General features: G+C 40.8%; 20 protein-coding genes and 2 pseudogenes. 3 read left to right on the forward strand and 19 right to left on the reverse strand.

The genetic code is table 11. From position 1 onward, the window contains the following. The first annotated feature begins 317 nt into the window (after positions 1-317). A complete protein-coding gene (locus tag UB51_RS09055) occupies positions 318-1,727 on the forward strand; it encodes an amino acid permease (RefSeq protein WP_044877023.1) in 1,410 nt (469 codons plus the stop codon). Between the two features lie 442 nt (positions 1,728-2,169). Here the strand turns inward: UB51_RS09055 and UB51_RS09060 are convergent. Together UB51_RS09060 and UB51_RS09065 are read right to left on the reverse strand one after the other, a co-directional pair. Then, positions 2,170-2,715: pseudogene (locus UB51_RS09060) on the reverse strand (GNAT family N-acetyltransferase). A 575-nt stretch (positions 2,716-3,290) separates the two neighbouring features. Next, the gene (locus UB51_RS09065; protein WP_044877024.1) at positions 3,291-4,178 is read right to left on the reverse strand and encodes a LysR family transcriptional regulator; all 888 of its coding nucleotides are present in this window, start codon (positions 4,176-4,178) and stop codon (positions 3,291-3,293) included. Between the two features lie 112 nt (positions 4,179-4,290). Here UB51_RS09065 and UB51_RS09070 point away from each other — a divergent pair, with 112 nt between their 5' ends. After that, positions 4,291-5,676, forward strand: a complete 1,386-nt coding sequence (locus UB51_RS09070; protein WP_044877025.1) for an MFS transporter — start codon at positions 4,291-4,293, stop codon at positions 5,674-5,676. A gap of 86 nt (positions 5,677-5,762) precedes the next feature. Here the strand turns inward: UB51_RS09070 and UB51_RS09075 are convergent, their stop codons facing one another. From UB51_RS09075 to UB51_RS28200, 15 genes and pseudogenes are all read right to left on the reverse strand, one after another. Then, positions 5,763-6,275 (reverse strand): hypothetical protein, encoded by a 513-nt coding sequence (locus UB51_RS09075; protein WP_044877026.1) that lies wholly within the window; start codon positions 6,273-6,275, stop codon positions 5,763-5,765. A gap of 494 nt (positions 6,276-6,769) precedes the next feature. Beyond that, positions 6,770-8,161, reverse strand: coding sequence for a stalk domain-containing protein (locus tag UB51_RS09080; protein WP_044877027.1), 1,392 nt, complete (start codon positions 8,159-8,161; stop codon positions 6,770-6,772). After that, entirely contained in the window at positions 8,151-8,249 is a 99-nt protein-coding gene (locus UB51_RS29675) for a hypothetical protein (protein ID WP_144406987.1), read from the reverse strand. Before UB51_RS29675 ends, UB51_RS09080 begins: the two co-directional genes overlap by 11 nt. A 25-nt stretch (positions 8,250-8,274) precedes the next feature. Continuing rightward, complete coding sequence (locus UB51_RS09085; RefSeq protein WP_044877028.1) at positions 8,275-8,691, reverse strand: sigma-70 family RNA polymerase sigma factor; 417 nt, start codon at positions 8,689-8,691, stop codon at positions 8,275-8,277. A 567-nt stretch (positions 8,692-9,258) separates the two neighbouring features. Continuing rightward, positions 9,259-9,413 (reverse strand): annotated as a pseudogene (locus tag UB51_RS27040) (response regulator transcription factor); the annotation flags it as partial. A gap of 184 nt (positions 9,414-9,597) precedes the next feature. Next, complete coding sequence (locus UB51_RS09090; RefSeq protein WP_044877029.1) at positions 9,598-9,882, reverse strand: hypothetical protein; 285 nt, start codon at positions 9,880-9,882, stop codon at positions 9,598-9,600. Positions 9,883-9,960: 78 nt separating this feature from the next. After that, on the reverse strand, positions 9,961-10,149 hold the full coding sequence (locus tag UB51_RS09095) for a hypothetical protein (RefSeq protein WP_044877030.1): 189 nt from the start codon (positions 10,147-10,149) through the stop codon (positions 9,961-9,963). 41 nt (positions 10,150-10,190) lie between these two features. After that, entirely contained in the window at positions 10,191-10,685 is a 495-nt protein-coding gene (locus UB51_RS09100) for a GNAT family N-acetyltransferase (protein WP_044877031.1), read from the reverse strand. A 274-nt stretch (positions 10,686-10,959) separates the two neighbouring features. After that, entirely contained in the window at positions 10,960-11,250 is a 291-nt protein-coding gene (locus tag UB51_RS27045) for a LysR family transcriptional regulator (protein WP_082063293.1), read from the reverse strand. Between the two features lie 24 nt (positions 11,251-11,274). Next, positions 11,275-12,690 carry an MFS transporter gene (locus UB51_RS09105; RefSeq protein ID WP_044877032.1) on the reverse strand — a complete coding sequence of 472 codons (1,416 nt, stop codon included), beginning with the start codon at positions 12,688-12,690 and terminating at the stop codon, positions 11,275-11,277. Positions 12,691-12,734: 44 nt separating this feature from the next. After that, positions 12,735-13,679, reverse strand: coding sequence for a nucleoside hydrolase (locus UB51_RS09110; protein ID WP_044877033.1), 945 nt, complete (start codon positions 13,677-13,679; stop codon positions 12,735-12,737). 21 nt (positions 13,680-13,700) lie between these two features. After that, entirely contained in the window at positions 13,701-14,606 is a 906-nt protein-coding gene (locus tag UB51_RS09115) for a ribokinase (RefSeq protein WP_082063088.1), read from the reverse strand. Positions 14,607-14,786: 180 nt separating this feature from the next. Further along, positions 14,787-15,518, reverse strand: coding sequence for a GntR family transcriptional regulator (locus UB51_RS09120; RefSeq protein WP_044877034.1), 732 nt, complete (start codon positions 15,516-15,518; stop codon positions 14,787-14,789). 407 nt (positions 15,519-15,925) lie between these two features. Further along, on the reverse strand, positions 15,926-16,531 hold the full coding sequence (locus UB51_RS09125; RefSeq protein ID WP_044877035.1) for a class I SAM-dependent methyltransferase: 606 nt from the start codon (positions 16,529-16,531) through the stop codon (positions 15,926-15,928). A gap of 189 nt (positions 16,532-16,720) precedes the next feature. Continuing rightward, positions 16,721-16,876 carry a hypothetical protein gene (locus tag UB51_RS28200; RefSeq protein WP_160297244.1) on the reverse strand — a complete coding sequence of 52 codons (156 nt, stop codon included), beginning with the start codon at positions 16,874-16,876 and terminating at the stop codon, positions 16,721-16,723. Between the two features lie 238 nt (positions 16,877-17,114). On the opposite strand from UB51_RS28200, the gene UB51_RS09130 reads away from it, so the two are divergent. Further along, the gene (locus tag UB51_RS09130; RefSeq protein ID WP_052675822.1) at positions 17,115-18,458 is read left to right on the forward strand and encodes a serine hydrolase domain-containing protein; all 1,344 of its coding nucleotides are present in this window, start codon (positions 17,115-17,117) and stop codon (positions 18,456-18,458) included. 466 nt (positions 18,459-18,924) lie between these two features. Here UB51_RS09130 and UB51_RS09140 read toward each other — a convergent pair whose 3' ends face one another. Beyond that, the gene (locus tag UB51_RS09140; protein WP_044877037.1) at positions 18,925-19,467 is read right to left on the reverse strand and encodes a histidine phosphatase family protein; all 543 of its coding nucleotides are present in this window, start codon (positions 19,465-19,467) and stop codon (positions 18,925-18,927) included. Between the two features lie 418 nt (positions 19,468-19,885). Beyond that, positions 19,886-20,305, reverse strand: coding sequence for an immunity 22 family protein (locus UB51_RS09145; RefSeq protein ID WP_044877038.1), 420 nt, complete (start codon positions 20,303-20,305; stop codon positions 19,886-19,888). Between the last annotated feature and the right edge of the window lie 45 nt (positions 20,306-20,350).

The following is a 20,350-nucleotide window of genomic DNA, read 5'->3' on the forward strand; positions in this document are numbered from 1 at the left end:
AGGCCGATTAACATTAGACAATCATCAAATCGGCTATGAATATATGTTCTTCTCCTCCGACACTATTGACACAATACTCCCCTCATAAGTGACACAAATCTCCCCAACCCATATTAATTACTCATATTCAGATATCATTTGTTTTAATCCTTCATTCGCGATGACGTCATAGAAGCTGGCTGCCGGTAAATAGGCACTCTCCTGAAATTTACTCTGGTGCTTTAGCAGAAGAAAGTGTATCATAGGTACCTGTCAGTTCATTTTTTTATATCAGCCAGTGTTCACTTTTCAAAACTTTGCAAAAGGGGTTTATCATCATGACCAGACATAAATTAGGCTTCTGGATCCTGACTGCCCTCGTGGTCGGCAACATGGTCGGTTCCGGAATCTTCATGCTGCCTCGATCTCTGTCGGAAGCGGCGAGTCCTGCCGGGGTCATTCTGGCCTGGGCCGCTACAGGACTCGGTGTACTTACGTTGGCGCTTGTCTTCGGTAGCCTGGCTGTCCGCAAGCCTGAGCTCAGTGGCGGCCCGCAAATCTATGCGAAGGAGCTGTTTCGTGAAGGTTCGCACGGCTCCCTCCTGGCCGGATTTATGTCCACCTGGGGATACTGGGTCGGCAATATCGCTGGTTTTGTGGCGGTTATCACGACGTTCGCGAGCTACCTGTCCACCTTCTTCCCGGTGCTTACCAGTAACAAGGTATGGCTGACCTTCGGGAGCTTCACATTAATATCGGGCAATGCCCTGACGTTCCTCGTCTGCTCGGTACTGCTATGGGGAACGCACGCCATCTGCCTAAAAGGCATGAACAGCGCGGGGCGATTGAATTTTATCGCTACGGCGACCAAGGTCATCGGCTTTGCGATCTTCATTGTGATTGCCCTGTTTGCGTTCCAACAGAGCAATATCGGGCCATTCCTGGCTCCGCGCACCAATGACAGCGGGGAGACGCTCGGCATGCTCTCCCAGGTTAACGCGGCCGCGATTGCAACGCTGTGGGCTTTCATCGGCGTGGAATCCGCCATGGTCTTCGCCGCACGCGCCCGCCGCAAGCAGGATATCCGCCGCGCGACCATCGCAGGGCTGCTGATCTCCATCGTGCTGTATGTCGGCATCAGCATCCTGACTATGGGCCTGCTGACACAGGATCAACTTATGGCTTCCCAGAACCCGCTGGTGGACGGTATTTCCACCGTGCTGGGACCCATCGGCGGCAAGCTGCTCGCAGGCCTCGGACTGATCAGTCTGCTCGGCTCCACGATCGGCTGGGTGCTGCTTAGTGCCGAGGTACCGTTCCAGGCGTCCAAGTTGGGCGTGTTCCTGCCGTCTTTTTCCAAGGAGAATAGTAAGGGCATGCCGAAGGTATCACTCTTGATCTCTATCGCACTCGGTCAGATTTTGCTGCTGTCCACGATCTCGGGTTCCATCTCGGCGGCGTTTGATTTTATTATCTATATCGCTACGCTCGCCTTTCTGGTGCCTTATCTGATCGCATCGCTCTACCACCTCAAGCTGACCTGGACTGGCGAAACCTACTCGCTGCAGAAGGAGCGGGTGACCGAGGGGATCATTGCGGCTTTGGCCGCTATCTACTCGCTATGGGTCATCGTGGCGGGCACCACGGATCTCAAGACGTTCCTGCTTGGACTCGCGCTGATTGTGAGCGGCATCCTATTCTATCCGCTTATGCTGCGGTCATCGGAAAGTCCAAACAAAACAATGTAAGATCAGGCAGCTTTGAATTCAGGAAAGGCGCGCAGCGCCGTTTGGTCCATGAGAAAGCTACGACGGTTATGAATACATGTTCTTGTCTCTCGACACGAAACGATGTGTCACATTATATAAGTGTTCTCTTGTTCCATTTAACATTAAAATGACCCAATAGATGTACGCTCCTTCTAAAGTGCGTCATCTTATGGGTCATTTTATGAAAAGCAATTGTATTACTTTATGTAGCAATAACTATTAACGATTATTCTGGATACCACCATTCAACAGCTACATTCACCGTTATTATTCTGTACTGTCAAAGAAACAACTGGGAAATCGATCGTTCTCCAAGCAGCCAGACCACCGCAAAGCTCTTTAGCCTTATACCCATTTCTTAATAGGATAATGGAAGCTTTCGCAGCAGTATTACATCAAACATATGAAATGTAAAAAATGCTTATACCCCTATGTTTAAAATCCCATAATGAATAAGATCTTCAAATTTATTTTCTTTATAGATATGTTGTAATAAAACACCTTCTTTCACCATTCCAGATTTTTGCATAACCCGTCCAGAGCCAGGATTTGAAGCAAAGTATCTCGCATATACTTTGTGATAATGCTTTTCTGAAAAAGCGAACTCAATGATAGCTTTTGTTGCTTCAGTTGCATATCCTTTACCCCAATTTTCCTCACCTATCCAATATCCAAGTTCGCCATTTCTGTGTGTTTAATTATTTGTAAGTCCTATAGCTCCATAAAGCTCGTTTGTACTTTTATCAGTAATGGCAAACTCATATGATTTATTATTGTTAAAATTATCTTCATGTGCTTGAATCCATGATAATGCACAATCAATGGGGTATGGATAAGGTAGAGTCAATGTACTTTTGTAGACATTATAATTATTGCAGAGCTCACAGACACGCCCAGCATCAGATAATTCAAATGGTCTTAAAATCAATCTTTCGGTAGTAATTGTTCTTTTTTCTTGATTGTACATTGTTTTACCTCCGTTGAAGTTAATATAAATTATTTTTGCATTATCCCCCCACTGTTAAGCAGTTGTTCTCTATCAAAAAAAGAACTTCCCGTCGAATAAACGAGTGTTCTTGATATAATGTGTCACATATTATAAAAGTATAATAATGGAAATATTTCGTCAACTGTTTTGGTAACTAAATATTATATAGTATTTTGTACATGTGTCTATATTTTAAATAAACCCCCTAAATATACTTCTTTTCATTTAGTGTCATACACCTTTTACTTATTCTTTTCCTTCTCTAAAAAATAAGTTATCAAAAGAACAAAAAGAACTCGATTGGACGAGTTCTAAGTTGGCGTAATCGTAATGAACTAAAATAATGAGAGAAAAGAGTATACCCAAAATAATTTTCAAATACTTAACCTGATTCCAGTTAGGATTCCTTGTGTCCACCTCGTTTGTCAATATTTTAAAAACGCCGAAGAAACCTTCAGTATTTGCTGAAGGATTGGATCTTATACTAATCCTTGTATTGGTTACGCCTGTTTTGTTTCGCCACCAATAGAATCAGTATTAATGGTTCAGCATGATTAAATTGTCTGTTTGGATATCGCTCCAAAATATTCTACAACGACCTCACGGAATTCCAGAGCAGCCCGCGAAATGTACCGACTCCTGTGCCATAATAAAGCTATCTCCCGTACCAATTCGTGATTCTCTACTTGGAGATATTTGATATCTTCCCGTGAATTTCTTGCCGTGCTTGGTATGAAGGCTATGCCAATTTCGGCTTCTACAAGAGTACTAAGCCTTGCAGGTTCATCCCCCTCATACACATATTTAGGTACAAATCCAACCGATTTGCATACAGAGTCAATTAAATCGCGAGTACCGTAGCCTCTCTTTACACCGACAAACCATTCATCCCTTAGCTCTGTCAAGGATACGCTGCTTCGATCTGCCAGCGAATGCCCCTTTGGAACGGCTACAAGGATTGGGTCGATAAACACGATTTGACATTCGATGTTGTCCCCTTCTATAGGAGGTGAGGACAAGCAATAATCAACCTCTCCTCTATCAAGAAGCGTAACCATTTCCTGCGTGGTCAGCATTTGCACATGAAATTGAATATCGGGTCGCTTTTTCCGAAACTCTCGAAGGATATTTGGTAATGTGCTAGCGGTGGTCACCGCTAATTCGAGTGTGTTATGTTCCGGGCTGGATAAATCGCTAAGCTCCTGCTTCCCCTGTTCCAATTCAAACAAAGCCCTTTCTGCACGGCGAAGGAATCTGCTTCCGAACTCATTCAATCGCAGCTTTCTCCCTACTCGATCGAATAAAGGGACCCCTAGATCCTCCTCCAAGCGTTGAATCGTTTTGCTTAGTGACGATTGAGTAACGTGCAGATTTCGTGCAGCTTCGGTCACATGTTCCAAACGAGCTACCGCGAGAAAATATTGCAGTTGAAGAAGTTCCATTTCGCACCCTCCATTCATTCCCTCAAGTCAATGAGATCATAACATAAAATGCGTTGGAATGAATAATCGATTTCAAGTACGATGACATTAATACGATTTGGGGGGATTCAAAATGAGTGTTCGCAGCAGGTGGTTAATGATTTCAGTTGGTCTAGGGATACTATTGAACCCTTTAAATTCTTCGATGGTTTCTGTTGCTATTCCAAGACTGCAAAATGTGTTCCAACTAGATTTTACAGGTGTTTCCTGGATTATTTTTTCTTTCTACATTGCAAGTAGCATCGCTCAACCTGTCATGGGAAAGGCCAGCGATTTATTCGGTCGTAGGAAGATATTTCTTACCGGGCTTGTTGTAGCCTTCATTGCATCATTATTAGCTCCATTATCACCAAACTTCGCGTGGCTCATCGTGTTCCGCATTGTGCAAGCCATCGGAACAAGTATGATGGTTGCGGTTGGAATGGCCATTGTGCGAATTCATATAACGGAGAAACAAGCGACTGCGCTGTCTGTTTTGTCCATATTCCTATCCGGAGCGGCAGCAATTGGACCCTTTATTGGCGGGGTCATAATTCACTGGTGGGGCTGGCCTGCTATCTTTTTCGTCAATATTCCATTCGTGGTGGTGAGCTTTCTATTATCTTGGAGGAATATTCCTAAGGACGAATCGTCAACATCCGTTGCACCGGGCATGTCCTTTCGTAAATGGTTTGATTTGATTGATGCGTCAGGGATCCTGCTCTTCACAGTGGGTCTGGTTGCCCTGCTCGTTGGATTACTCTCAGCAAAATCATCTGGGCATATCTCATTAGGAAATGTCATTGCCTTGCTGATAGGCCTTGCTCTGCTGGGGGTATTCGTACGACATGAGTTAAAAGCGACGTCACCCTTTATTCCTTTACGCACATTCGCCAAATATCCTGCGATGACTTGGGTTAATGTGGAATTCATGCTCGTTAACGTACTTTATTACTCTCTCTTTTTCGGGCTTCCGTCCTACTTGCAAATGGTACGTCATGTCAGCGAGTTCCAAACAGGGATTCTCATGCTAAGCTTAGGCTTGTGCTCGCTAGTTACTTCTCCAATAGCAGGACGATGGATCGATAAATCAGGACCAGGGCCGGCATTGCTGGTGTCTGCAATTCTGATGACATTTGGGTCGGTGTGGCTCGTGACATTGAATCAAACTTCACCGGTTATCAGCGTGTGTTTGGCTTTGGCTGCATTCGGTATTAGCAACGGGTTGAACAATGTAGGTATGCAAGCGGCCTTGTTCCAAAGTTCTCCAAAAGAAATAATCGGTGTAGCATCCGGATTATTTAATACATCAAGATACCTGGGAACTATTCTCTCTTCCTTGTTGATAGGTATCGTAATGGGAGGTAAGTTCAACTTCGAGGGATTTCAAGTGCTTGGGATTATCCTCACGGTAATTGCATTGTCTTTGGTATTCATGAGTCGACGGCGCCGGGAGTCAGGGCAATTGGAAGAGTCGTAGGTTCACCAAGTTCAAATCTACAAACCATTGCGTGGTACGAATCATCGTGCACCAAATGTCATTTGTTTGATTGGATTTTTAGTCCATCAATCATAACCACCCTCTGCTTGGGGTAATTCTTTATAAGCATCTTTACCGGCCACTATATTTTGGATGAATGTTCGTAATTCCAATAGTTGCTGTGCGTCGCTCGTTACGTCACAATTTTTATCTGACCAAGTAAAGTTTTTTGTTTCTCCATCCACACTAATTTTCCAACTATCTTTATTATAGGGTTTTTGAGAACAATTCTGGTTAGTTGGTAATAACACTTTCGTTCCCATGATGTTTATCTCTCTCATCTTCTCATAAATGCTGCGCATCTCTTCCATAGTAAAAGTGATGTTTGCAGTGGTAGTCCCGTTCATTATCAAATCTTTTACAACCGTATCTTGATAGGTATTAATTTCATTTTTAGTAACCTCTCCATAACCGAAACTAACCATGAAATCGAAATCTTCGGGCAATACTTTTGGCATTTTGTTCTGTTGCTTTGTTTCCGTACCACAACCTGTAATTATAAATAGTAGTACAAATAACAATGAACATAATCGTTTCATTTCAAGCACCCCCAATTATTCCCAATCAAAATTACAGACGAAAATGTGAGACATTTGTTGCACATAACTGCCCGTTAGCTTAATGCTGTAACGTCGGTCTAATACTTTATTTTCTCAGAACATGTACAAAAAGTTTATCTGCATCGCTACTGTTCACCGTCCATATCACCGGGATGTTTAAACCGAGAGCATATCCCTCCGCAAAACACACCTCAACCCGCCAGTTAATTGTACGGGTACGATCCCTAATGTGTTTACCCCGCTCATGATCAGGATATCCTAATATAAACCAAGGATCAGGGAGTTCCCTCCACTGTATCCCTGTTATTTTAGGTATACCTTTGCGACTAACGGTACAAGTTCCTGTCCTCTTACAAATTGACAGCCTATCAAACAAGATTCAATACTTGTGAGATAGGCTGTAACTAATTCTGATCCTTTCGGTGTTTCAGAGAATATTGTGTTTTTATCACGATTGCTTATACCGCACGTTTTTATGGAGTAATAATCCACATGCTTGTAGAATATTTAAGTGTATAGTCAACATCAAAGTAATCTTCTAGAAGATACGGCGGTATACTCAATTCTCCGTTTTGCATATTAACGCCTTCGTAATCTCTTTCTTTTAATGGAATTTCTTGTCCGTTAACAATGGCCGTACTGCTACCCGCTGTTAATTCTAAAGTAGTGCCCCTATATGTGAATACCAGTGTAGCGTTCTTACTATCCCAAGAATATTCTGCTCCTAATCCTTTACAAATATCATCCACCGACATAAGGGGTCCGTCTTTTTCTGTTCTTTCAAATTCGATTATTCTGCTTTCAAAACGATGCAGCTTTTCATCGATCACGACCGGTTTTGGCTCAACTTTTTTGTTTAGAGTGTATTCCATATTATCAATAATAACGGATTGAATATCGTTTAAATTCATAATTTCTTTGAATCTGAAATAAAAGCGGTAAATCCCATCCTCATCATATGCAGTTAGTATAGAACCTGAGGATTTGTATTTATTAACCAGTTGATTTTTAGTTTTAATAGTACCGTCTGACATTTTGAAAAAGATTTCAGGCATCAAAGCGTCTTCTATAATGTTGAAACCTCTCGAATCGATAACCATACTGATACTGTTAATGCCCATATGCTCTATAGTATATTTCTTACCATTAGCCTCGGCTTCCTGATTCATTTGAAAATCCAATGTTTGAATATTACTGTCCATTGGGACTGTAATAAATAGCTCCGGTGAATTTACCATATCAAGGTATAATCTCAAAGGCTCTTGTTTGGGATTATCTATAGCATCCACCTCTAAAGCAAAATACTTTTTATTAAAAGTATTATTTTCCCCAAAATTAGCTTGCCCATAGCCACTGTTTTTAGTTTCTGACCCGGGAGTTGTTTTTAACATAATAGTACTCTCAAATAAAAACATCGAATTTGTTTCTAAAGCATTTGTTGCCTCCTTTGTTAAGCCTTCTACAGAGAACACTATGATAGCATCGTGAGGGGCTGCCAACACTTGTTCCAGTGTAACCTTATATTCATCATTTTGAATGCTTGTATTTGGATTGCGTACCTCTTTTTGTAATATGTTGGTATCTCCCCTAAGAAGCTCTTTCAGCAAATCAATATTACTCGTGGCGAAAGCCGACCCTACCCCCAATGTTAAAATAGCAGTTGTAACGATTGCAAATTTTGTTAATCTATACTTTATATACAATCTCCTTTCTTGTGGTTTTGCATTCAATCTTTTATTAACTCTGCGTTTAATATCTTTAGATGTTATTCCTGTTATATTCAGGGTTTCTTCATAGATAAAATTATCAATAGAATGAGATTTAGATTTAGTTTTAACAAAAAATTTGTTTAACTTAATTTTCATATTCGTACCCCTTTTCTATCAGATTAATCTTTAACTTTTTTCGTCCTCTGAACAGCTTTATTTTTACGGAAGAAACAGTCATTTTCATATCTTCGGCAATGCTACCTATCTTTTCATCGTTTAAAAATTTCTCTTTCAGATTCTTCCATGCTATCTATTGCTTTTAAAAGAAGCGCCGCTCTTTCTTTTTGTTCTATTTCTTCCTCTAAATTTGCTTCTGGAAAAAGCATATCATACTCATCAATACTTAAATCAGAATTCAACCCTCTGAGTTTATTTTTTGAGCTATTTCGAGCAATAGCGCCTAAATAGCCCTTAATACTTTGACGGCTTTCCTCTAACTTTTCAGAATGATTCCACAGTAATATAAATACATCTGAAACAACTTCTTCCATATCTTCTTTTGACATCATGCCCCCAATAATGTTATACACTATTGTTGCAACATAGCCGGTATAGATTGTAATTACTTCATCGAGAGCGCCTCTCTTCTTCCTTTTTAATTTTTTTAGAAGTTTAAGTTCATCCATTTTCCTCAATCCGTCCTTTTGTAATGTATTGGTACTTGTTTTTCTTAATGCATTATGTATTAACCGTAACCGTTACATAACTAAATACACCAAAAAAATAATATGGTTACACTTTTTTTATTTATATTTTGTATTTATAATCACTAGCGTTACATTAAACCTACAAACATAAATTATCTAAATATTCAGAAATTAATTTTCATCTGCTGATTCAAAAAGTCGATTGACTGAGCGGTTTATGCTTTCTTTCGCCTACCTGTAGATGAACGACTTGGCTTTCGCTCTTGCTTACTACAGATTGATCAATTTTCAGGTTGGATTTTGGACTGGATATAGCCAAATAAAATCAAAGATCAAATATTCCTTCGTAAGAAGAATACGTTCAGAAAATTCAAAAAGGCAAGGCTCCACAATTTTTGTGATATCCTTGCCTGATTAGAGAAATTGGTTATCCTACGAATTCTTCTATATAGTCTGCACTGTCGTTCTTGACATTCCCCACCTTTGGAGAAACTGGATACGCCAGCAGTTTTAGTTACGTAGTTTGCGGGCAAACTGACCTTTAGTTTACAACAGGCCTAACTCTCGAGCACGTGCTACAGCCTCTGTGCGCCTTTGGACCTGTAGTTGCCATAGATATTCCGATTGTGCCCTTTAACAGTACTCAAAGCGAGGAAAAGACGTTCGCAAATCTCTTGATTCGAGAGTCCTTGGGCTATGAGTTATAATACTTTTAACATATTGGTCTCATCATCGACGATTAAAATTTTCACGTCCTCCAACGTTATTATCTCCTCTATTTGACGAATCGCCATACCCAACCCTGAAGCGCTTGACATGGCGATTCATCATATATATAAAGCTAGACCTTACGAATTTCCTCGTAAGGTCTAGCTTATCGCGGTATTAGAAATTCATCATACCGCCGCGTGATGCAGAAGTATTCATCATTTGCCGATTACCTATTCCGTTACCCACACCATTATTAGCGTGACAGTTGGTATACATATCCTCGATTTCTTGTTCTGTAAGATCGGGGTGCATTTGCTTCGCATATGGCAACATCTCTTCATAAGTACCTTTACTGTTGTTGGTATTGTTGTCCTGCTCTGGGGCCGTAGCATAAACACCAGCAGTTCCAATCCCCATAACTAAGATCAATCCAGCTAATCCAATCCATAATTTTTTCAATGTTCTCGCCTCCTCGTATTCATACTATAAACAATTCATGTGAAGAAGTTATGAAGATAGAGAATTACATGCGCTTTACTAATGATTCATCCCAGGCATACTTCCATGATCTGGGCCAGATTTAGAGATGATCTCTAGCATGGAGTCGGTTTCTCCTTCGGCTTTCAAAGTGATAGATTGTTCTGATCCTGTTAACCATGCATGATTATACGGACCTTCTGTCGGCGACTTATCATATTTCGGCTGTACGGATGCCTGGTAGTTCACGGTTGCTATTTAATCGTATCCAACTGCGCATTCTCAAAAGTTCAATATTCTTTCTTAGACAGGTCTAATTCAAAAATAAGTGAATCTCTATCAGGGTAGTCATATTTAATCGGCAAATCCTTTTTAACAATCTCCTTAAATCCAACTTTTTTATAGAAACTATGTGACCTAGTAGCTTGGGATGGAGTATCCAAAATCACCTTAGTAAACCTTTGTTTCCTCGTAAAATCAAGTAATGCATTGTAAAGATCCACTCCTATGCCGAACTCTTTACCACGATATTCTTTATAAATGAAAAATTTTTTTAATACAGCTACTTCATTGGTTTTCTTTTGTAAACCAATAGAACCTACAACCTCTCCGTTGTCATTTAGTGCTACCCAAAAGTTACCACCGTCATTTATATAATTCGATTGAATGTCTAGAATATCTGGTTGTTCTTCGACACCAATACTCACATCATATTCAACATTCTGTACGTACAATATTAATTTAATGACTTCTTCTTTATACCTATCATCGTAAACCGTAATCATTTATTAACTCCCCCAATTGTGGGCTCAACACCAAAATCAGTGCTTGACAAATGTATCGAGTTGATAAGTGATCGCTACGCGGATGGATTGTCCTTCCGATCGCTGTTGCCCCCAAATTTTTTTTAATTTACCGCTCTTTGCGGTTAAAATTCAGGGGCAAAGGCGAACGCTACGCTTCTCCACGACAATTCCATCCTCTCCGCTAGGATCAGCATAAAATTCTATTTTCAGCAAGCGCTGATTATGAATTAGAACCCAATTGTGTTTATAAAAATTAATATTTTTGTAATGCGTATGTTTTTGGCGCTGCAATTCTTAACTCTCCACTTATATTCTTTTTATTTTTTAGCGTGGATATTTGATTATACGTTCCTAAAAGATCGTTAACCGATGGTAAAAGTTCTTTGCCAATAGAGGTTAGCTTTTTTTGAACATACGTAAATAACGCCTCTCCTATCTCTTGTTCTAAAGTCTGTATATGGGATGTAATCGTAGATTGAGTATAACCAAGTTTAAAAGCTGCATTGGTATAGCTCCCAGTTTCTAATATGGTTTTAAATGTTATAAGATGGGCAACTTTGCAATGACACTAGAGCTTCTGACCCTGTCTAGGAGCAATGAATAGACTTGATATTAATGCCAATACAGCAATACCAACGGATACCCACAGAGCGGTGCTGTATCCGCTAATCGTTCCTTGAGCGACATACGGAGCTACGATCCCTATGCCAAGACCAGCGCCAATACCGAACGCGGCACCGTTAAGTCCTGGCAACGCTGCAGGTGCTTCTTCAGGCGAAAGAAGTACTCCTAGCCCGTTGATGGTCGTAAGAATCAGTCCATTGTATGTGACACCTAAAACAGCAATCGAAGCGAACACAAGCCATTGACTTTGCGGAAGTATCGAGATCACAATGAGGACTGCAATGTTGATAATCATGCCTACCCGCTGCAAGAAAATCCAGCCCCATTTGCCGGCAAGCCAACCGGACAATGGCGCAGAGAATACACCGATTAACGCAGCAGGCGTAAGGAAAAGTAACGCGGATGTAGCGGCGTCAAGTCCATACCCTACCTGGTGATCCTGACTGAGCAGAACGATAGTAAAGTTGATAACCGCAAAGGTGCTAGACAGAGTCAGAATGGTAGTCGAAATTACGGGCCACACCTGACGGGAACGAAGATGCTGGACGGATATCATCGGCGTCTTGCATTTCTTCTCAATGAACCAGAAAGCAATCAAACAGATAACGGTTCCGAAAAGGTAAATAAGCGTAATAGGTGCCAGCCAGCCCTCCGATGGGCCATTAGATACAAAGTACGTTACGCAGATCAATCCAATGGAAAGTACCCCCGCACCCCACCAGTCCATCGTTCGGGTTGTTTCAGCCCTTCTTTCCTTGGGGACGACAAGCATTACGCATAATAAAGCCACAAGTCCCAAAATAAAGATAACGATGAAGATTGATCGATAACCGAACTGGTTACTAAGCAGGCCACCAATATATCCATCAATACCTCCAACCCCTCCATTCACTGCCGTGAGGATGCCGAGGACGGTTCCGAAGACCTTCGCGCTGAAGGCCTCGCTCAAAATCACGTAAGCTAGCTGGAACGCTGCGCTCGAGGCACCTTGGAGCACTCGGCCGATCAATAAGAAAGTGAAATTTGAAGCAAAGATACATAGAATGGTTCCCGCTCCCAGTATGAGGAGAACAATGACAAGGGCGCGACGTCGACCGATAAAATCACTCCATCGGCTCAGTACGACGCCGCCTATCGCTCCGCCAAGGAAAAACAAGGATGAAACCTGCGAAACCTGACTAACACTTACATGCATGGCTTTTGCGATATCTGGAAGTGCTGGTGTAAGCATGCTCGCATTCAATTGATACGACAAAACACACAAAATTAAGGTTACTACCAAAACTACTGCACGGCCTCCGACGTAGGTTACTTGACTTTGCTGCCGTGATTGCTTCGATTGCTTCGCTACTTGTTCCATTAGGTAAGTCTCCCTTCTTTTGGTGTCCGATCTATGAGACTGTCCTATGATTTGTTTTGAAAGACAAGCATTAGCGTTTCATTTAAATGTTGTACTAATGCTTGTGAATCTACCTGAATGCACACCTTTATGTTTGGATTGGCTTCTCTTAATTTCTGTGGGTTTCCAATTGTTCTACCTACTGCCTCTCCTTGTGTAATAACGGTCATGTGCATGGATACCATCGTAAAAAATTCAGGATGTAAAGCATTTATAACGGCAGATGGGTCATGAAGATAACAGCCTTGGATTTCATCATGTTGTGAAATGTAATAATCTATCATATCCGCATATGTTTTTCCTGCTAATGTTCCAGTGTTTCTCCAGTTTCTAGTATTTTCGTTAGTGAGTATAGAGCGTTGCGTTACATCCAAACCGACCATGGTAACATCTACACCGCTTTCAAATAAGTACTTCGCTGCCTCTGGATCTTGCCAAATATTAGCTTCTGTATATGGACTAACATTACCTGGGATTGTTAATGCTCCTCCCATAATAACTACTCTACCCATTATGTCTTTCATTTCTGGAGCTCTTTTGAGTGCCATAGCAAGATTGGTCAAAGGACCGGTAGCTACAATTACCAATTCATCCCCATATTTTTTTGCGGATTCAATTAAAAAATCGACCGCATTTTTCTTTTCTTTACGTTTGGGCGATTGTTCCATACGAACTTGTCCTACCCCATTAGCTCCATGAATACGTGCACTAACTTCCAATCGATTAAAGTCATCTTTACACATCGCATGGCTTTCCCCAGCAAATACCGGAATTTCTTGTGCATTGCACAAATTCAGGATATTCAAAACATTTTGTACCCCTACTTCAGTGTACACATTCCCATAAGTACCAGTTACTCCGATTAACTCGATCTCTGGATTCCCGATTGCATAAGCTAAAGCCATTCCATCATCTATTCCTGTATCTAAATCTAAAATCATCTTAACCATCGTTATTGCTCCTCTCTTCTCTTATAGGAATTTGTTCAATTCTTTTATAGAAGGCATTCCGCTTTGTGCACCAAGTGCCGTTATCGATAGAGATGCGCCGATTCCTGCCATCCTTACTGCATCTCGTAATTCCATTTTTTCTGCAATTGCGTAAGCAAATATTCCGTTAAAAGTATCGCCCGCTCCTGTAGTATCCATGACGTCCACATTCATACATGGAACGGTAGTCACTTGACCATTCTCAACATAGGAGGAACCTTGTGAACCCCTGGTAACAATTAACTTCACATTGTTTTGTTTACTCCATTCCAGTATGTCTGTTTCTAAATCACCCGAAGATCCTAATTCCCCATTCATCATACTTTCAAATTCAGTATCGTTCGGAGTTAAATAATCGATATATTCTATCAAACCTGTCGGTATTTCTTTGTAAGGCGCGGGATTTAGTATTGTTGTTACACCAAATTCCTTTGCTTTTTTCAATGCATAATCAACAGTCTCTATAGGGATTTCTAACTGAGTTAGCAATACATCTGCTTGCTTAATGATTTCAATGTTTTCTTCCACAATTCGTCGATCACAACAATCATTAGCTCCAGGGTTCACAACAATAGCGTTAATGTTTTTGGTTTTAAAAACCGTCGCTATTCCTGTAGAGATATCTTTTTCAATATTCAGAGAGGAGATATCCAACGTTTCTTTTGATAAATGTTTCTGGATTCTTTCACCAAATGCATCATTACCTACACAACCTAATAAGGATGTCCAAATTCCCATTCGAGATGCGGCTACAGCCTGATTTGATCCCTTCCCACCAACCATGTAATGGATTTGATCGCTACAAATCGTTTCACCAATCATGGGTAACCGTTCTGTCGTCATGACCATGTCCATATTTAAACTCCCTAGTACAACAATCTTTTTCATTCACTCATCCCTCTTTACCAACACATATTTTGAACAATCAATATCATCCTGTATGTGTTGTTGTATGTTTTATACAAGTTGATGATAAAACTAATTGTAAACGTTGTCAATACGGAACAACAAAAAAACCTTCCTTGTTTGATTTCTCAAAACGAAGAAGGTTATCTGTATATGAACATTTTACTGTTTCCTAAAAACCTTAAAAATGGCGCGTTCGAAGGGAATATAATATTTACTATAGGCTATAATGTTTCCGGTTGTATCACTGATTCGCTCAATAATCATCTGGTAATAACTCGATTCATTCCCTGTGTTCGCTTCTTTAATATATTCTGTTGCAGGGACAAGACGAATTTCAAGCGCAGAGGAAAGTCCGTATTCATAGATTCCATGTTCAAGAAAATTTAAGACTTCATCGTGCTTATTCAGATCGATCGAATTAATATATTCAAAGTCCGTGGCAACATGTGAAAAACACGATCCTTTTATACAATTTTCATTTTTATAATACCTGTATATCGCGAGGGCCACGGGGGTTTTTCTGTTAAAAATTCGATCAATATGCTCACTTGATACTTGAACTTCCATTTCTATATCAACATGGTCAATTGGATCTATGCAACTCATATAAAACGGATTTGACATCCGCTCCATACCTATATTGTCAATATTCAACGTTTTACGAACAAAGTTCCCTATTCCTTTTTTAGCTTCTAAAATACCATCTTCCTGCAATAATCTTAATGCTTGTCTTAAAGTAGACCTACTTATACCAAGTTGCTCTGCTAATATCGGTTCAGTTGGAAACTTACTTCCTTCTGGATACAACCCATCTTTTATCATTTTTAATATTTTATTATAAGCAATAGCATAACGAGTTACTCTCCCATTTGATCGATTATTTTCAACCATATTACCCTCCCAATGCCGAAGTTAACAGCATGATTTAATCACAATTATACAACAGCATTCTGTCCATCCGTTTGATAGGGAAATCCATATCATCTTATTATCTTCTTTTTATATAAGAAAATCCACTCGAAAGCCTTTCTTGATTCTCACTTTATTCACTCTCCGGGTATAAAAAAGAGCAGATGCTTTCGCATACTGCTCATCATGTACATGTTAATAATTCCTTGTCACGTATGTTGTATATCACACTCTGTACTAATTGTGTAAAGAGAGCCTCTTTCTATTATATCAATAATTCTTTTCTCAGCTCGGAAAGCCATGCCAACTACAGTTGTCGATTTACCAGAAACCGGCATGCCATCTACAATAATGATCTTGTTCCTAAGCATGATTTACACCATTCCCCGTCACTTATTAGGACGCGCCAATATGAGATGGACCATATTCATCCAATGGTGTTCCACCCGCTCTAACTTAAGATCAGCTTTCTGCAGCATTCCCATGATGTCCCGGTTCAAATGACAGCCCACCGTCTTTCGGAACATAGGATTAACCAGGTTCTGGATCTTTCGAATAATAGGTTTTGAACTTACACCATGCTCCATCAATAGAATTTGGCCGTTAGGCTTGCACCATCTGGTGAACAACGCTAACACGCTTGAAGGGTTCTCGTAGCCACAAAAGGATAAAGTTGACACAATTGTATCGAAAGTATCATTTGGAAATGAGAGCGACTCGACATCCGCATGAATGAATTCCGCTTTGGTGTGAGTATCAGCAGCAGCTACTTGAGCCCGAAGGAGCATTTCGTTACTGAAATCCACAGCGGTTACTTCCACATGATTAGGGTAGAAAGGAAAATTGGCACCTGCTCCGACCGAAACCTCAAGAACCTTTCCGTAAGCGCATGATACCAGTGGTTCCCTCCACTTTCTATCAGATAATTTCTTCCTTCTTTTATCATACATACTTGCCTGGTTATCAAAAATACGAATTAGCTTTTCTTTCTCCATGCATGTACCTCCACCATTTCTGCAACCATCATATATTTGTTGCCTATATCTCAAGTTAATTTCTGGATCTTTGGATGAATTCCTTCTTCACTGTATACACGTGAAAAAGGCAGACGAAAAGGTTCGACTGCCTGTTCTTATTAAATTTTTCTGCCAATATAGAGTAAATGTGAGGATGCACCTATATAGCTATGGATCTGATGGGGTCTCGTAAATGATGTCCATGACTTGATTGAATTCATCTTCGCCACGATGACGCCAGTATTCCCAGTTCTCTTCTGTTAATCGCCCACCTATACTAGTGGACCCCAGGAGCTCCAAAGTCTCAAAACCGTTCCCCTCCATAAATGCTTGAATATCCCCGTCTCCATGAACTCATAGATGGACTCAATATGATCAAGAGGCTTCCATTGGGTAGGGAACATGAGAGCTGTCAGTCTTCCCCATTCATCCAATGCAGAATAGTAGCGTGTAACATCATCACATTCCAAGTCTGCAAACTGTAGGATTGTACGTTCGTATTAATATGTATATAATCAGAGGAAATGAGGAATGAAATGGGAGAAAGTGGTGGGCATACGCGATGACAAAGACAGGATATGAGCAGGAATTGACTCAACAACTGAAAGAACATGGTGAAGCGCTGGCTAGCATGGGCTATCTCAACGGTAATGTGCTTGTTGCTTATCAAGATCAAATTTTGATGAACCAGGGATTTGGACATGCAAATTTCGAACATAGTATTTCATGTACGTCTAAGATCAAATTTCGGATCGGTTCAATTACCAAATCATTCACAGCAGCTGCTGTGCTGCTAATGCAGGAGCAGGGTCTGCTAAATGTCCAAGATCGAGTAGAATCGCACCTCCCCGAATATCCAAATGGTAATATCATCACCCTGCACCATTTGCTCACCCATACATCGGGCATTCCTTGCTTCACCAACCTCGAAGACTATAAGAATACGATAAGACTTCCCTCCACATTGGAGGACACCATTGCTAAATTTCAAGACCTGCCTCTTGAGTTTGAGCCAGGTACCCAGTTTAATTACAGCAACTCGGGTTATGTCTTGCTTAGTTACCTGATCGAGCAGGTTTCGGGATTGACCTTCGCTGCATTTATTCAACAGTCGATTCTGGGGCCACTAGGAATGGAGGACACAGGATATGATAACCATCAATTAATTCTATCCCATCGTGCCTCCGGGTATGAGATGTGGGGCGTTGCGGTCAATGCAGAATATATCGATATGTCGATTCCTTCCGGTGCTGGAGGCATGTATTCTACTACAGAAGATTTATACAAATGGGATCAAGCGTTGCGATTCGGAAGGGTATTGAATCCAGATTCTTGGTCTCAAATGATCACTCCCTTTATGGAGGATTATGGATATGGTATTTGTATAATGCCGAATCAGATAAATGGCGTGGATGATACGGTTATTGGTCATGCTGGCGGTATTAATGGATTTCTTTCGGATTACCGGCATTATGTGCAGGCAGATCTGACAGTTATTATTTTATCAAATTTGATGTCTGTAATCCCGTCTGAGATTAGCAGACATCTAACAAGAATGGTACTTGGAGAGGATCTTCCTATTCCTAAAGCACCTGTAGTGGTGGAATTGGAAGCTGACTTATGGCAGCAATATGAAGGAATATATGATTTAAAAGAAGAATCGGGAACCTTCCTCCTTACCATGGAACAAGATAAATACTACATTACTCATGATGCCTGGTTTAAATACGAACTGCTGCCGACTTTATGCGGTCTAGAGAAAACGACATTTGTACCGTGGGGTGTGCGCGGAAATATTGAGTTGAGTATGGATACCGAGGTGGCTGAGGATTTTATTATAACAGTGGAAATGTTCGGAGGCATCAAAAAGGCCATGAAACGAAGAAATACTGGAAGCAAACGATAGTCCCTTGGCACTTTGGGTCCCATACCATGTATTCGCTGAGCTTGGTGAATTGGTACCCAGCACCCGTGAGTGCCCGTAGAGCCGGCTTGGCTAATTCGGTCGGAAAATCACTTTCTGGTATGTCCTTGATCGGGATGCGACGTAAGGCTGTTCGACGCGAACCTCCACCTTAGGTTCACTTTTGTTATACTTAGTCATATTGATTTCTCTTTTTCGCACCGAAAAACCGGTTCGATCCTGAGATTTCCCCCATAGCTTTCCAGTAGTTCTAGTTCATCCATCATTCCCCCCCTGAGCTCCATCTGTATCGGCGGTCTGATTATATTTGATTGAAAATTTTTTTTGCGACCGCCACTCTCCTTCATTAAATGGAGTGATATCTAGAACACGGGTTATGAGTTGAGTTTCGAAAATAATATTTAAGTTCGGCTTAATTCCAAAATAATTCGAAATATCCATATGATTATCAATCCGTCCATATTCGCCGTATAGTCGGTGATGTGCCATCAAAGTATAGATGGTACACATCAGGATTGGATAATGCTTCCCATTCTTCAAAACCGAATTGATTATTATCATAATACTTTAGTAACAAGGACATTAAGTTACCGTGAGTAGTTATAACTGCATTGTTACGTCCGCTTTCATTTACATCCTTAATAACTGATAAAGCACGTATCATAGCAGTACTACTTGATTCCCCGCCCTCATAGCATAACTCCAGGTCATTAAAAGTATTACGGAGCATTTCACGCCAGTTAGGATGATTCTCTCCGCATAAAACTCTTTCCGATAATCGCTCATCTGTAACTACATTAATTCTCAATTTCTTAGCTAATGGAAAAATTGATTGGTACGCCCTGACAAAAGGACTTGCAATAATGGTTTCTATATTCTTATCATATAGAAATTCGGCAAGTCTCTCAGCATGTAAGTAACCTATGTCGGTAAGATTAGCATCAGGGTGCTGTCCTTCTGCCTTACAATGTCTTACTAAGTAGATATTCAAGAATCCCCCTCCGTTTTTGCTTGGTATTATTGATTATAGTTGTAATTTCTTCCGCTGATTCTCTGACCGTTTTATGCTTTCCTTCGTCCAAGGAGGTGTTTTCGAATGATTTAACACTTCGTCGTAAGTCATCCAATATGTCTCTTCGACTTCATCAGGACTTTTTCTATATGCTGTTCCTTTATCATACTCGCAAAGAAAAACAACATTGATTACATTGCATCCGTCATCCGAAACAAATTAACAACTTCACATTATCGGGATTATCAGGAGATATATCGAATGTCAAAAGACAGACTTACTTTTCGCTTGTGATCGTATTCAATATTTGTTGGTTTATATAGCTTCTTGAGTACGTTCAGCCTTTTTCTGTCCAACCTAGTCATACCTTCACCACTTGTAAATACTCCTAACTTCTCTATTGGCTTTCATATTTGACGCTTGCAAGAAGAAAGGTCGAAGAGCCTGTCGGCAAGCCTACTTCGTCGATTTGGAACATCTCATCGTTTATGACTCCGTAAGGCGAATCGTTGCCGTACAGGAGGATAATCGAATTATAAGCTCGGATGGTTTCATCGATCGTTGCCGGTAGTTGTTCTACGAACGGCTCGTGCGGCGAATATTCCAACCGCAAATACTCGATAAAGGCCATACGTTCTTCCTCATTGTTGAAAAAATGTATCTCTAGAAAATCTCCGTCGATCCAGGAACACCCTATGCTTGCTAGAAAGGCGGAAGGAAGCGCATCTCCGTCATCGTCGTAAACGGTCTCGACAAAAGCTTCCAGTTCTTCTTCGGAGGAGAAGTTGGCCCCCCATATCGTTACAATATGTTTCATCTTGAATCACCTACCCTTTTGTTCAGCTTTGAGATACAGACACCA

Origin of the sequence: Paenibacillus sp. IHBB 10380, from assembly GCF_000949425.1 — a bacterium.
In the GTDB taxonomy this organism is placed as follows: Bacteria; Bacillota; Bacilli; order Paenibacillales; family Paenibacillaceae; genus Paenibacillus_AQ.